At 70.9% G+C, this 13,495-nt stretch carries 16 protein-coding genes; 7 read left to right on the top strand and 9 right to left on the bottom strand.

The features are described from left to right. Window positions 1-36: 36 nt before the first annotated feature. Complete coding sequence (locus tag ASG37_RS07540) at window positions 37-414, bottom strand: HK97 family phage prohead protease (RefSeq protein WP_055757767.1); 378 nt, start codon at window positions 412-414, stop codon at window positions 37-39. Then, entirely contained in the window at window positions 402-710 is a 309-nt protein-coding gene (locus tag ASG37_RS07535) for a DUF6127 family protein (protein ID WP_055757765.1), read from the bottom strand. The genes ASG37_RS07540 and ASG37_RS07535 overlap by 13 nt, the downstream gene beginning before the upstream one ends. A 38-nt stretch (window positions 711-748) precedes the next feature. On the opposite strand from ASG37_RS07535, the gene ASG37_RS17640 reads away from it, so the two are divergent. Then, window positions 749-889 (top strand): hypothetical protein, encoded by a 141-nt coding sequence (locus tag ASG37_RS17640; protein ID WP_156349069.1) that lies wholly within the window; start codon window positions 749-751, stop codon window positions 887-889. A 187-nt stretch (window positions 890-1,076) separates the two neighbouring features. On the opposite strand, the gene ASG37_RS07530 is transcribed toward ASG37_RS17640, so the two are convergent. The 5 genes from ASG37_RS07530 to ASG37_RS07515 all read right to left on the bottom strand — a co-directional run bounded on the left by ASG37_RS07530 (window position 1,077) and on the right by ASG37_RS07515 (window position 4,841). Then, window positions 1,077-2,207 carry a phage portal protein gene (locus ASG37_RS07530; protein WP_055757763.1) on the bottom strand — a complete coding sequence of 377 codons (1,131 nt, stop codon included), beginning with the start codon at window positions 2,205-2,207 and terminating at the stop codon, window positions 1,077-1,079. A 218-nt stretch (window positions 2,208-2,425) separates the two neighbouring features. Beyond that, window positions 2,426-2,605 carry a hypothetical protein gene (locus ASG37_RS07525; RefSeq protein ID WP_055757761.1) on the bottom strand — a complete coding sequence of 60 codons (180 nt, stop codon included), beginning with the start codon at window positions 2,603-2,605 and terminating at the stop codon, window positions 2,426-2,428. Next, a complete protein-coding gene (locus ASG37_RS17635; RefSeq protein ID WP_156349068.1) occupies window positions 2,598-2,786 on the bottom strand; it encodes a hypothetical protein in 189 nt (62 codons plus the stop codon). Before ASG37_RS17635 ends, ASG37_RS07525 begins: the two co-directional genes overlap by 8 nt. A 262-nt stretch (window positions 2,787-3,048) precedes the next feature. Continuing rightward, window positions 3,049-4,356 (bottom strand): DNA-packaging protein, encoded by a 1,308-nt coding sequence (locus ASG37_RS07520; protein ID WP_055757759.1) that lies wholly within the window; start codon window positions 4,354-4,356, stop codon window positions 3,049-3,051. Then, entirely contained in the window at window positions 4,353-4,841 is a 489-nt protein-coding gene (locus ASG37_RS07515) for a hypothetical protein (protein WP_156349067.1), read from the bottom strand. The genes ASG37_RS07520 and ASG37_RS07515 overlap by 4 nt, the downstream gene beginning before the upstream one ends. A gap of 257 nt (window positions 4,842-5,098) precedes the next feature. Between ASG37_RS07515 and ASG37_RS17900 the strand changes: the two genes are divergently transcribed. Together ASG37_RS17900 and ASG37_RS07510 are read left to right on the top strand one after the other, a co-directional pair. Then, window positions 5,099-5,269, top strand: a complete 171-nt coding sequence (locus tag ASG37_RS17900; RefSeq protein ID WP_200909714.1) for a hypothetical protein — start codon at window positions 5,099-5,101, stop codon at window positions 5,267-5,269. Continuing rightward, entirely contained in the window at window positions 5,266-5,583 is a 318-nt protein-coding gene (locus ASG37_RS07510) for a DUF2384 domain-containing protein (RefSeq protein ID WP_055757755.1), read from the top strand. Before ASG37_RS17900 ends, ASG37_RS07510 begins: the two co-directional genes overlap by 4 nt. A 21-nt stretch (window positions 5,584-5,604) precedes the next feature. On the opposite strand, the gene dapF is transcribed toward ASG37_RS07510, so the two are convergent. Then, entirely contained in the window at window positions 5,605-6,558 is a 954-nt protein-coding gene (gene dapF / locus ASG37_RS07505) for a diaminopimelate epimerase (RefSeq protein ID WP_055757753.1), read from the bottom strand. Window positions 6,559-6,680: 122 nt separating this feature from the next. On the opposite strand from dapF, the gene ASG37_RS07500 reads away from it, so the two are divergent. Next, window positions 6,681-9,143, top strand: coding sequence for a DUF2339 domain-containing protein (locus tag ASG37_RS07500; protein ID WP_055757752.1), 2,463 nt, complete (start codon window positions 6,681-6,683; stop codon window positions 9,141-9,143). Here ASG37_RS07500 and ASG37_RS07495 read toward each other — a convergent pair. Next, window positions 9,076-9,531, bottom strand: coding sequence for a DUF6456 domain-containing protein (locus ASG37_RS07495; RefSeq protein WP_055757750.1), 456 nt, complete (start codon window positions 9,529-9,531; stop codon window positions 9,076-9,078). The genes ASG37_RS07500 and ASG37_RS07495 overlap by 68 nt on opposite strands. A 93-nt stretch (window positions 9,532-9,624) precedes the next feature. On the opposite strand from ASG37_RS07495, the gene ASG37_RS07490 reads away from it, so the two are divergent. The 3 genes from ASG37_RS07490 to ASG37_RS07480 all read left to right on the top strand — a co-directional run bounded on the left by ASG37_RS07490 (window position 9,625) and on the right by ASG37_RS07480 (window position 13,446). Continuing rightward, the gene (locus ASG37_RS07490; protein ID WP_055757748.1) at window positions 9,625-10,185 is read left to right on the top strand and encodes a helix-turn-helix domain-containing protein; all 561 of its coding nucleotides are present in this window, start codon (window positions 9,625-9,627) and stop codon (window positions 10,183-10,185) included. A 53-nt stretch (window positions 10,186-10,238) separates the two neighbouring features. Continuing rightward, on the top strand, window positions 10,239-12,515 hold the full coding sequence (gene ptsP / locus ASG37_RS07485) for a phosphoenolpyruvate--protein phosphotransferase (RefSeq protein WP_055757745.1): 2,277 nt from the start codon (window positions 10,239-10,241) through the stop codon (window positions 12,513-12,515). A 103-nt stretch (window positions 12,516-12,618) separates the two neighbouring features. Further along, the gene (locus ASG37_RS07480; RefSeq protein ID WP_055757743.1) at window positions 12,619-13,446 is read left to right on the top strand and encodes a helix-turn-helix domain-containing protein; all 828 of its coding nucleotides are present in this window, start codon (window positions 12,619-12,621) and stop codon (window positions 13,444-13,446) included. Window positions 13,447-13,495: the final 49 nt, after the last annotated feature.

Here is a 13,495-nt window from a genome sequence, read left to right as displayed (position 1 = left end):
CGACGCCCGTCCAGAAAATTGATGCCCGGCCGAAGCTCACCCGTCCTCGACGGCATGGATCCGCGCCAGCGGCTGCATCGGCTGCGCGACGAGGCTGATCTCGACCAGCTCGGCCCGCGCGATCACCCGCCGCACCCCCTGCCGCACCCGCAGCGCGCGATAGCCGAACGACAGCCCCGTGATCGCCCCGGCCTTCACCAGCCGCGCCGGTTCGTCCGCCGCGATGCGCGCGACGATCCTCACCCCGCGCGCATCCTCGCCGATCCACTCGACCGTCCCGATCGGTGTCCCACAATGCTGCCACAGCAGCGGCACCCGCCCGCCCGCCACCAGCGCGCCGGGCAGCAGCACGTCGCCGCCGCGGTCGGCATGGTGAAACACCGCCGCATAGCCCGCGAACCTCACCGCCCCCATCGCGGCCAGTCCGTCTCGACCGCGATCCCCACCAGCACCAGCGCCACCAGCATCCGCACCACCCAGCCGAACGCCGCGCGCACTGCCGAGCGCCTCGCATCGCGCCACGCCGCCAGCAGGTCGCGCAGTTCCTTCACATCGCCCGCCGCGCCGGCATCGGACAGCCCGATCCGCGCCATCGCCCGCGTCGCCCCCAGTTCGCCCGCCGCCTCCGCCAGCCCGCGCAGCGTCAGCAGGTCGGCGCCATCCTCCGCCGCCTGTCCCATCAGCCGCGCCAGCACCATCTCGTCGTCCATCACTTGCCTCCCCGTGGCCCTCGCCCTAGCCAGACGCGGTGAAACCCCGCCTGCGCATCATCGCCGCCGCCTTCGCCGCCGCACTCCTCGCCTTCGTGTTCGCGCTGCCGATCCTGAAGGCCGACCGCTGCGCCGAACGCGGATTGACCTTCGACCGCAGCACCTTGCGCTGCCGCTAGGCCGGATCGACGTTCGGCAAAGTGCCCTCAGTCTCCTCCCCTCCCTGACTAGGGAGGGGCTGGGGGTGGGTCGGCCGGTTGTGGAACGCTTGCGTTTCCTCTCGGGCCAACCCACCCCCGCCCCCTCCCTAGTCAGGGAGGGGAGGTGCCGGCCCGCTCCCCGGCACCCCATCCGCCGTCCGGCTGCTCAGTCGAACCCCAGCATCCCGCGCTTCTCGGCATCGCTCAGGAAATTCGCCGCCGCGACCTGCCGCCACAACCGCTCGCGCTCCTCGGCCAGCACCGGCACCCGGTTGAGATCGATCGCCAGCGTCACCTCGCCCAGCCACGGCGTGAGGCCCTGCGCCACCGCGCCCAATATCCGCTCGCCCATCGGCACGATCGCCTGCCGCCACAGCGCGCGGTTCGCCTCGCGGTAATTGGCATAGGCATTGTCGCCCGGCAGCCCGAGCAGCATCGGCGGCACGCCGAACGCCAGCGCGATCTCGCGCGCAGCCTGCGCCTTCAGCCCGACGAAATCCATGTCGGCGGGCGACAGGCTCATCGCCTGCCACTTCAACCCGCCGTCGAGCAGCATCGGCCGCCCGGCGTTCGGCGCGCCGGCGAAACTGTCGTCGATCTCGGCGCGCAGCCGGGCATATTGATCCGCCGACAGCACGCCGCCGTCGCCCGGATCATGCACCAGCGCGCCCGACGGCCGCGCGGCATTGTCGAGCAGCGCCTTGTTCCACTTCGCCGCCGCATTGTGGACCGCCACCGCGCCCGCCGCCGCGCTCAGGCATCCGAGGCCATAATGATCGTCGGCGGGATGGAACGCGCGGATATGGATCAGCGCCGGCCGCCCCGCGCCGTCCTCCGCCGCGATCCGCGTCACCCGCTCGCCCACCCGGTAACGATAGGCGACCGGCCACCCGCTCGCATCCGCCTCCACCGAAACCCGCTCGGGCCGCAGCGCATAGAGTTCGCCGACACCCCCCGCCCCGTCCTCGATCACCTGGACATAGGCGTTGCCGTGCAGCAGCAGATGCGCCGCCGCCGTCTCCAGAAACTCCTGCCCCGCCGATCGTGCGCCGACCAGCGCCACCGCCGCCGGCGTCCCCGCGATCGGTGCGGCGGCCAGCCCCTCGGCGACCGTCCGCACCGCGCGCTGCGCGACCGCATTGCCGATATAGCCCTCGCGAAGCCGCCCCGCATAATCCTGCGGCCACTGCCCCGCCGCCGGCCCCGCCCCCTCACGCCACGCGACCGCCCCCGCGCCCCCGCGCGCCAGCACCGGACGCGACCCGTCGCGCCCGGACCTGCGTCCGAACCATTTCATGCCCTGTCTCCCGAAACGAAAAAGGCCCCGCATCGGCGGGGCCTCGTGAAGCCAACCAGTCCATCGTCGGACCATCCCTGCCCTCTCCCCTGACAAGGGGAGAGGGATACCGAAGCTTGCCAGCTTTGCTGGCTAGCGCAGATTTATAGAGGGGTCGGGGAGCCACAGGCTCGCGCGAGCGCACCAGCATGACCATCGCGGACTATCCAGCTCCGGGTTTATTCCTGTCGCGGCTGGTCGCCCTGTCCGGGTGCTGGCCGACATCCGAACTGCCGGATTTCCTTAACCTGCATCCACGCGGCAAAGCGCGCCATGAGCCGGGCCTCGGCACCCCGCATCAATTCGATCTGCTGGTCGCGGGATATGCGCACCGCCACCCGGTCCGTACCGTCAACCATCCGCACGAATGCTTGTCCGTTGCATCGACCGGCGCAGATCATCGCCGATCGCACGCCAATCGGAGGAGGCACTCCCGGCGTCGATCGCACGCCACGTCCGACCCATTCCCGGCACGGCGATGATCTGCGCCATCCCATTCAACAGCGATTTTGCCACAGGTGGCGATCGATACTGGTTCATGCCCCATGTCCTTGGCCGTGTGTCATGAGGATGCGGGACAGGCCGCATATCCGCCGATCCCGTCCACAACGACATTTCACCGATCATCGACCCGCCGGCTACCCGGTTCCACCGAAACGGACCCAATTTCGCCCGCCACCCCCTCGTCGTCCCCGCGCAGGCGGGGACCCATATGCGCCAACGTTCCGGCTTACCCGCACCGTCGGCGTCAATGGATTCCCGCCTTCGCGGGAATGACGGGAGAATCGGTGACGCTCCCCCCTCACAACACCCTAACGCTCGCCATCCCCTTCGCCGCCAGCATCAGCTCCCACAGCGCCCACACCAGCGCATCCGCCCGGTCGGGCGAACGCCCCGGCCCCGCATACCCGCCACCGCGCACCAGACCGCACAGCTCGTCCTCCAGCGCGGGGAACATGCCGACGTGGAACGCCTTGCCCAGCTCGTACAGCGCCATCACCGGCTCGGCCCGCGCCACCTTGCCGCGCGAGGCATGAACCAGCATCACCGGCAACACCGTATCGGCGGCGCGCAGCACGCTTTCGACCATCGCCCCGCCCTGGTTGGACTCCGCCACCACCCGGTCGGCACCGTGCCGTGCGGCGCACGCCGCCACCGCGCGCGCCCAGCCCTCGGGGCTGGCCCCCACCACGCTCGCATCCTCCAGCACATAGGCGCGCCCGTCGGTGCCCAGCATCGCCGCGACGATCCCGCACGCATCGCGGCCGATTCCCGCGGGGGGATCGACCCCCACCACCACCCGCGCGACCGGCGGCGCCTCCGCCACCCGCTGCCGGTCGAGCAGGTCGCGACTCCACAACGCGCCCTCGGCCTCGTCGATCAGCTCGCCGTCCATCTCCTGCCGGCCCATCCGCGTGCCGGCATAGCTCGCCTCGATCTGCTCCATGAAGAACGCCGGCAGATGCGCGTTGTCGTGCGTCCGTCCGGTCGTCACCACCACCTTCTTCATCCGCCGGATACGCTTGAGCAGCGGGATCGCCCTCGGCGTCGTCGTCACCAGCGTCTGCGGCCGCTCGCCGAGTCTCAGGCCCAGCATCAGATTGTCCCATGTCGCCTCGGGCTTGCGCCATTTGGTCAGCTCGTCGCACCACGCGATGTGATGCGCGGGGCCGCGCAGGGCATCGGGCGTCTCGGCGGAAAAGACCTGCGCCTCCGCGCCCGATCCGAACTCGACGACCCCGCGCGACGGCCACCAGCGGACATTGCCGTAATGCCGCCCGACCGCCATCAACCCCGCCTCGCCGCGCACCATCACGCTTTCCACGTCATGCCGCGTCGCCCCGACCAGCGCGATGCGCAACGCCCCGTCCTCGACCGCGCGGGTGCAGACCCATTCCGCTCCCGCCCGCGTCTTGCCGAAGCCGCGCCCCGCCTGGATCAGCCACACGCTCCAGTCGGTATCGGCCAGCGACTGGCCGCGATGGGCATATAGTCCCCAGCGCGTCGCCAGCTCGCGCCGCTGGCTGGGCTGCAGCCTGAGCAGGAAACGGTCGAGCGCGGCGTCGTCCATCCGCGACAGCAGCGCGAGTTCGGCATCGACCCCGCTCACGTCCGCCCCTCGAACTTCTGGCGCAGGCTGCGCAACCGCTTCTTGAGCATCGCATCGGTTTCGGCCTGCGTCGCGCGATACTGGGTGTCGCGCTGCCCCAGATTCTCGTTCTTCAACATCCGGCGATGCCGGTCGAGCAGGGCCAGCGCCTGATCGAACGTCACCGGCCCGGCGATCACCCGATCGGGATCGCCCACCGCCACCTCGTCCAGCGGGTTGAGCGCGCGGTGGAGCAATTCCCCCTCCAGCCGGTCGTATCCGGCGAGCAGCGCCATGCGCCACTGGTCGGCGAACGCCGGGTCGCGCCGCCGCAGCGAATAGAGGCTCGCCTGCGACAGCCCCACCGCCTCGCACGCCGCGCGCACGTTGCAGGTGGCGCTGACATGATCCAGAAACGCCTCGCGCCGCGCCTGCGTCCAGCCATGCCCCACCCGCTGCCGCTGCACCGGCCGCCGGTTGGCCCCGGTCAATCGTTCGTCCGCCATGTCCGCCCCCCAGACGCGCGTCGGGGCCGGCAGCACCCCCGTGCCCGGCCCCGACCCGCAATTCCCAATGTTCCTGTTTTGTGCCATATCAGCGTTGCGATGTCAAGCAGGATTATCCCATCTGGTTCGTTTCGCTGGCGGCATGGTATCCGGCGGCCGGCGACCCCATATACGATCCATCGCTGGCAAGTCGGTCCCGTAGGCGCCAGCGGCCGGGAGACGCACGCGCTTCCGCTTACGCTGCCGGAGCGTCGCTGATGGACCTCAATGATCTGCTACATTCGCACCAGGTCGCGCAGATGCGCGCGACCCGTGCCACCTCGCCCGAAGCCGCCCATTCGCATCGCGGCATGGTGCGCGGCTACGAACATCGCATCTCGGTGATGCGCGCGCTGCTCGGCGCCTCGGGACGGATGGTGAGCGCATGACCGAGTCGACCACGCCTGAATCGGCCGCTCCCGAATCGGCCACCCCCGAGCAGCCCGCCGTCGATACGGCCAAGCCGCGCTCGAAACAGTTTCGCCGCGCCTACACCACCGTGCGCCTGACCCCAGATCAGGCGACGCGGCAGGGTCAGGTCGCGACCAGCGCCTTCCATCATTTCGGCGGCCGCGACGCGGCGATGGCCTTCCTCAACGCGCATGACGAGACGCTCGGCGGCCGCCCGCTCGACCTCGCCATCGCCAGCCCCGACGGCCTCGCCGCGGTCGAAGCGGCAATGCAGGCACGGGTCGCCGCGTAACGACTATCCGGCGGGGCCGCGTTACAGCCCCGCCAGCATCGCGCTCCACGCCGCGACTTCGTCGTCATGCTGGCGGGTGATCGTGAGCGGCCCGGCGATACCGGTGTCGGGATCGACCTCGATCGCCCCTTCCCATGTCACCGTGGCATTGCCGGCGATCGTCACCATGCCGTCGGCATCGGCGCGCGCACGCACCATGCCGCCGGCATTGAAGACACTGGTTTCGACCCCCCAGCCGATCCGCCCGGTCCGCGCGGCGGCATGGGTCGACGCCGCCATCGCGCTGCCGCAACTGTCGGTCAGCCCGACGCCGCGCTCATAGGTCCGCACGAACAGCGCGGGCGCATGCCCCACCTCGCGCAGTTCGACGAAGCTGACATTGGCCCGCGCCGGGATCAGCGCCGGCCCCGCCTCGCACCAGTCGCCCAGCCGGACCAGCTCGTCCTCGTCGACCGCCTCGACGAAGGTGACGAGGTGCGGATTGGGCATCGCCACCGCCGTGAAGCTCCGCGCGCTCGGCAACCCCGGAATCGGCATGTCGACGAACGGCGCGGTCTGCTGCGTCGTCAGCCCGACCTCGCCTGGGTTCAGCGACACCGGCCCGGCGCGCGTCTCGATCGTGGCGACACCCGGTGCGATCTCGGCCACGATCCGCGCCCCGGCATCGCTCTGCTTCAACCGCACCCGCCCCTCGCGTGTCCCCGTCAACGCAAACCCCAGCCGCGCGGTACAGCGCAACCCGTTCAGACATGTCTCCGCCTCCGACCCATCGGGATTGAACATCCGCATCCCGAAAATATGCGAATTATCTGAATGAGTTAGCAATAAAAGCCCATCCCCGCCGACATCGCCCGACCGGTCGGCCAGCGCCCGCGCCACCCGCGCCCATTGCGTATCGTCGAGCGCGATCCCGCGCGCATCGATCAGCGGGAAGTCGTTGCCAGACCCATGGGTGTGGACGAAGGAGAAACGCATGTGGCCGCAATCCCGAACAAGGAGGTTGCGCGCCATATCGCGCCTGCCCCGCCGCAGCGAAAGAGCCGAAAGCGTAAATATGGGCGACATGGCGCGCCGCGCTGTGCCACTATCGCCGGATTGTGAGCGAACTGCTGTCCCTACTGCTGCTAGTGCTGGTGGCCGTTCTCGGTGTGGCGCTGCTGCGCCTGTCGCGCCGCGTCGCCTTGCTCGAAGCGAAGCTCGGCCTCGCCCCCGCGCCGGTCGTCCTGCCCGAGCCGCTGCCGCGCCCCGCCCCCGCCGCCCGCCCCGAACCGCGCATCGAATGGCCCGCGCCGCCGCGTCCCAAGCGCCCCCGCCCCTCGATCGATCTCGAAACGCTGGTCGGCGCGCGGTTGCCGGTGTGGATCGGCGGCCTCGCGCTGGTCGTCGCCGGCATCTTCCTCGTCCGCCTGTCGATCGAGGCGGGCTGGCTGACCCCCGCCGTCCGCACCCTGTTCGCCGCCGGCTTCGCGCTGCTGCTGCTGGCCGGGGCGGAAGGTGCCCGCCGCCTGCCCGCCACCCGCGGCGATCCGCGTGTCGGGCAGGTGCTGGCCGGCGCGGGCATCGCCTCGGCCTATGCCACGCTCTATCTCGCCGCCGCGCTCTATCATCTCGTCAGTCCGCTGACCGGCTTCGTCGTGATGCTCGGCGTCACCGCGCTCGGCCTGTTCCTTGCCCTGCGCCACGGCCCGCCGACCGCCGTCATGGCGCTGATCGGCGGGTTCGCCGCGCCCCTCGTCGCGGGCTATGACGCGGCGGGGATCGGCCCGTTGCTCGTCTATCTCGGCCTGTTCGTCGCCGGGCTGCTCGGCCTCGCCAGCGTGCGCGGCTGGGCATGGCTTGCCGTCACCACGCTCGTCACCGGCTTCGGCTGGTCGGCGCTGCTGATCGCGCTGCTCCCGACTAGCGATCTCGCCGCGCTGGGGCTGTTCGTCGTCGCGCTGGGCATCGGCGGCGCGCTGGCGGCACCGCGCACCGGCGTCACCCATCGCCTGCTGCGCGCCGCGCCGGTGGTGGTCGCGCTGGTCCAGTTGCTGGCCCTCGCCCCCGCGCTCGATTTCTCGGCGCTGGCGTGGGGCTTCTACCTCGTCCTCGCCGCCGCCGCGCTATTTCTGGGCCACCGCGACGGCGCGCTGCTCCCCGCCGGGCTGGCTGCCGCGATCCTCGTCACGCTACTGGTCGCCGCCGGGCTGGCGGCGGGCAGTACGACCACCCCGGTCGCGCTGCCTGTCGCGATCCTGCTGTTCGCCCTGAGCGGGGGCGCGCTGTCGCGCCGCTCGGCGCAGTGGGTGATGATCGCGCTGGTCGGCGGCATCGGCCCGCTGCTCGCCGCGCAACTGGTCGACCCCGGCCTGCTGCCGCCGATCGGCTGGGCCGCCGCATGGGGCCTGCTCGGCGCGGCCGGCGCGCTGCTCGGGCAGCAGCACCGTGACCGGAGGGATGCGGGCGATCTGGGGCTGGTCGGCGGCATCACCACCGCCGCGCTCGGCCTCGCGCTCGCGCTCGCCAATCTCGTGCCGCCCGCCTTCGCCGCGCTCGCGCCGCTCGCCGCGCTCGCGCTGCTGGCGGCGGCGCTGCCGCAGGATCGTGGCGCGCTCGCCCGGCTGGCGGCGCTCCCCGCGCTGGCGCTGCTCGCGCTGATCGCGCCGACGCTGACCGCGATCGGCCACACCATCGCGCTGGCGATCCTGTACGAAGCGCTGCCCTACACCACCCTGCCGCACGCCAGCGACGCGCTGGCCCACGCGCTGCTCCCCGCGCTCGCGCTGCTCGGCCTCGCCCGCTGGCGGCGCGGCCTGTTCGGCCCGGTCGCCGCGCCGATCCTCGCCGCCGCCACGGCCATCGCGATCCTCGGCGGCTATGTCCTGCTCAAACAGCCGCTCGCCATCGCCACCTTGCCCCGCTTCGTCGGCCTCGGCTTCGTCGAGCGCGCCGCGATCACCGACCTTGCGCTGGTCGCCGGCTGGCTGCTGTGGAACCGCATCCCGACGCTGGCACGCGCACTCGTCGCGCTGGCGCTCGCCCGGCTGGTCTGGTTCGACCTGATCGGCCTCAACCCGGCCTGGATCGAACAGGCGGTCGGCCCGCTTCCGCTGTTCAACGCCGCCACCCTCCACCTTGGCCTCTTCGCGCTGATACTATGGCGGCTCCCCGGCCTGCCGCAGCGTCACCTCGCCGCCGCCGCGCTCACCCTGCTGGCGGTCCTCGCCACCATCCGTCAGACGACGCATGGCACGCGCATCACCGGCCCGGTGACGTCGGGCGAGAACTGGGGCTATTCGGCGGCGATGCTCGCCCTCGCCATCCTGTGGCTGTGGCAGGGGGTGACGCGCGACCGGCGCGAGTTGCGCCGCTTCGGCCTGACATTGCTCACCCTCACCACGCTCAAGGTCTTCCTGATTGATGCAGCCGCACTCGGCGGCATCTGGCGGATCGTCTCGTTCCTCGGATTGGGTCTCGCACTGATTGCGATCGGTTGGGGCTATCGCCGCTTCCTCACCCCAGCCGATAATGCGCCGCCAGCCGATCCAGCGCCAGCGTCAGCACCAGCCGCCCCGATCTGATCGGCCAGCCCAGCGCCTTTTCCGCCGCCGGCAGCCCCTCGCCCGCGCACACCGTCCGCCACAGGATGTCCGACAGCCCCGGCCCGACCGCCGCGATCGCCGCATCGAACCGCGCCTTCGCCGCCAACTGCCCGCCCGACGGATCGGCCGGCACCCCCTTGGCCCCGCGCGGCGCGCCGTCCCAGCGCATCGTTACCCGGGGGCCGAGCGATGCCGCCTCATAGGTTTCGCGCAACCGCTCCCCCGCATCATATTGCCGCGTATCGACCAGCCCGCGCGCCTTCAGCCAATCGAGCGGCGATTCGCGCAGATTCACCTGCACCCGCCGCCCGCCCGGCGTGTCCGTCACCCGTCCCGCCTCCAGCCGCCGCTCGACCAACTCCCGCATAGACCCGCTCCTTCGTCGTTGCCGCGAACCCTTGCCACGACGCCGAAGCTGTAGGACAGCACTACAAACCAGATAGGTTGGAGAGACACCGCCATGATAACCGCGATCCGCGAGGTCCGCCGTGCGCGGCGGCTGACGCTGGAAGAGGTCGCCGCACGTTGCGTGCCGCCCACCACCGCGCAGACGATCGGCCGGCTGGAGACGGGCACCCGCACCGTCTCGGTCGGCTGGCTCAACCGCATCGCGCTGGCGCTGGAGGTGGAGGCGGCTGATCTCGTCCGCCTGCCCGACCGCGCCGACATCGCCGTCGCCGCGATCCTGGACGCCGCCGGCGTCACCGCGCCGCGCCGGCAGGCCAGCGTCGTGCCGCCACGCCCCGACGGCGATCTGGTGGCGGTGGTCGTCGATCAGGCATCGGGCGACTATCGCAGCGGCGATACACTGTGGTGCCGCCGCCTCGCCCCGCCGGCCTTCGCGCAGGCGCTGGGCCGCGATGTGCTGGTGCCGATGCCGGCGGGCAGCTTCCTGTTCGGCCGGCTGCTCGGCCTCGACCCCGACCGGCTGACCGTCCTGCCGATCGGCACCGGCGCGCTCCATGTTCTGGCCGTCACGCCATGGCTGGCGGTCGCCGAGCAACTGGTGCGAAAGCTGTGATTTTTGGGTGAAGCGTCGTGACGCTGTGGCACGGCCGTGGTAGCGCATGCGCCATGCCTGTTTCGGCCGCTGCCTCCGCCCGCGAAATCCTGACGAACCTTCACGACGTGATGGCGTCGCGAAGTCCGGCGCAGGCCAAACTCAACTCGGTCGTCCGCATTATCGCCGAAGCGCTCGATAGCGAGGTCTGCTCGATCTACCTGCTGCGCGAGGGGCTGCTCGAACTCTTCGCCACCGTGGGGCTGGCGCAGGAGGCGGTCCACGTCACCAAACTGGCGACCGGCGAGGGGCTCGTCGGCACCATCGTCGCCAATGTCGAGACGCTCAATCTGGCCGAAGCCGCGACCCATCCCGACTTCGCCTACCGGCCGGAGACGGGCGAGGACAAATATCACAGCTTCGCCGGCGTGCCGATCATCCGCCGCGAACGTGCCGTCGGCGTGCTGGCGGTGCAGCATGCCGATCCGCGCCGCTATGCCGATGTCGAGATCGAGGCGCTCCAGACCGTCGCGATGGTCCTGTCTGAACTCATCGCCAACGCCGACCTGATCGACCCGACCGGCGGCACCCCCACGCGTCCGCAGGCGACCGGTGCGATGCGGGTCGACGGGTTCAAGCTGGTCGAGGGCATGGCCTCGGGCGTCGCGGTGTTCCACCAGCCGCGCATCGTCATCGAACACACCGTCGCCGAGGATACCGAGGCCGAGCGCCACCGCGTCTATGCCGCGTTCGACAAGATGCGCGACCAGATCGAACGCATGTCGAACCAAGCCGAATTCGGCGTCGGCGGCGAACATGACGAGGTCCTCGCGACCTACAAGATGTTCGCCTATGACGAAGGCTGGGCGCGGCGCATCAACGAGGCGATCGACAGCGGCCTGACCGCCGAGGCGGCGATCGAGCGCGTCCAGCAACGCACCCGGATGCGGATGCGCGAGATCAAGGACCCGCTCCTCGCCGACCGGATGCACGACCTTGAGGACCTGTCCAACCGGTTGCTGCGCATCGTCTCGGGACAACTGGGCACCGCCGCGCAGATGGGCCTGCGGCAGGACACCATCCTGCTCGCGCGCAACCTGGGTCCCGCCGAACTGCTCGAATACGACCGCCGCCGGCTGAAGGGCGTCGTGCTGGAGGAGGGGTCGCTCACCGCGCATGTCGTCATCGTCGCGCGGGCGATGGGCGTGCCGGTGCTGGGGCGCGTGCGCGACATCAAGCGGCTGATCGCGGAAGGGGATCGCCTGCTGCTCAACTCGGTCGAGGATTTGCTCGTCATCCGCCCGACCCCGGCGATGGAGGAAGCGTTCGAGGCGCGGCTGGCGCTGACGCAGAAGCGCCGCGCCGCCTTCGCCGCGATGAAGGGCGAACCGCCGGTCACGAAGGACGGTCACCGCATCACGATGATGGTGAACGCAGGGCTTCGCGACGACGTGGCGGCGCTCGACCTGACCGGCGCGGACGGCATCGGCCTGTTCCGCACCGAATTCCAGTTCCTCGTGTCCGCCACCCTGCCGCAGCGCGAACGCCAGCAGCGGCTCTACCGCGACGTGCTGGAGGTCGCGGGCGACCGCCCGGTCGTGTTCCGCACCGTCGACATCGGCGGCGACAAGGCGCTGCCCTATCTCGACCACGCCGATGGCCATGTCGAGGAGAACCCGGCGATGGGCTGGCGCGCGCTGCGGCTCGCGCTCGCCCGCGAAGGATTGATGAAGGCGCAGGCGCGCGCATTGATCGAGGCGGCGTCGGGCCGCACGCTCAACGTCATGTTCCCGATGGTGTCCGAACCCTGGGAGTTCGAGGAAGCCCGCACCATCTTCGAGGCGCAGCGCGACTGGCTGCGCGAACGCGGCCGCACGCCGCCGACCGACATCCGCTACGGCGCGATGCTGGAGGTGCCGGCGCTGGCCGACGTGCTCGATTTCCTGTGGCCGAACCTCGACTTCCTGTCGATCGGCACCAACGACCTGACGCAGTTCCTGTTCGCCGCCGATCGCGCCGATCCCCGGCTCGCGGTACGCTACGACTGGCTGTCGCCCGCCATCCTGCGCTTCCTGCGCCGGGTGACGCGCGAGGCGCATGCGGCGGGCAAGCCGGTGGCGGTGTGTGGCGAGATGGGCGGACGGCCGCTCGAAGCCATGGCGCTGATCGCGATCGGTATCGACCGGCTGTCGATCACCCCGGCGGCGGTCGGCCCGGTCAAGGCGATGATCCGCTCGCTCGATCGTGCGGCGGCGATGGCGCAGGTCGAATCGCTGCTGGCTACCCCCTCGCGCTCGCTGCGGGAGCCGCTGGAGGAATGGGCGCGGGCGAACGGTGTCGAATTGAACTGATCGCAAGGCGGTTTGCCGCGCTGCGGCGTTGACACCCGCCGCCGCCTATCCGAAACCGCGTGACAGGTCGAAAGGCGGAAGGTCCGCCGTGGAAGGAGTATCGATGACGGACGGCGAGGGCACCACCGGCACGCCGCGAACGGCGGGCATGATGCTGCGCCAGGCGCGGGAGGCGCAGGGGCTGACCCTGTCCGACATCGCACAGCGCACCCGCATTCCGCTGCGCCACCTCGAAGCGGTCGAGGACGGCAAGTTCCAGGCATTGCCGTCGATCACCTATGCGATGGGCTTCGGCCGGTCCTATGCCCGCGCGGTCGGCGTCGACGAGACGGAGGTGGCGCGCGCGCTGCGGGCCGAACTGGCGATCAGCTATCAGCGGCCCGAACCCCTGCAGGACCTCGAACCGATCGGCGAGCGGCGCGGCCCCTCGATGGGCGTGACCGCGATCGGCGCGGCGGTGGCGATCGTGCTGCTGCTGATCGTCGGGGTCTATTTCGGCACCTCGCTGCTGCGCCGCGACGATCCCGTCACCGCGCCGGCCGCGACCGTCGCCGCCGATCTCGGCATGCTGCCCCCCACCCCGACGCCGGGCGCCGCGCCCGTCGCCGGTGGCGCGACCCCGGCCGCCGTGCCGGCGGGCAGCGGTGGACAGGTGGCGCTCACCGCGACCGGGTCGGTGTGGATTCGCGTGTTCGACGATGGCGGCACCATCACCAACCGCGAACTCAAAGCCGGCGAGCGCTACGACGTGCCGATGACCGCGAAGAACCCGCAGATTCGCACCGGCCGTCCCGATCTGTTGACGGTCACGCTCAACGGGTCGAACATCGCGCCGCTCGGCACCGCCGAACGCGCGATCACCGTCGGGGTCAGCGCCGATGCGCTGCGCGCGCGCGGCACCGCCACGCCGACCCCGACACCGGCGGGTTAAGCGTGGCGACAGGGTGGAGGCCACAGGATAAAGCAATGAAGCATCAACG

Origin of the sequence: Sphingomonas sp. Leaf407 (assembly GCF_001425385.1) — a bacterium.
Lineage (GTDB): Bacteria > Pseudomonadota > Alphaproteobacteria > Sphingomonadales > Sphingomonadaceae > Sphingomonas.
This window is presented reverse-complemented; position numbering and strand designations above follow the sequence as displayed.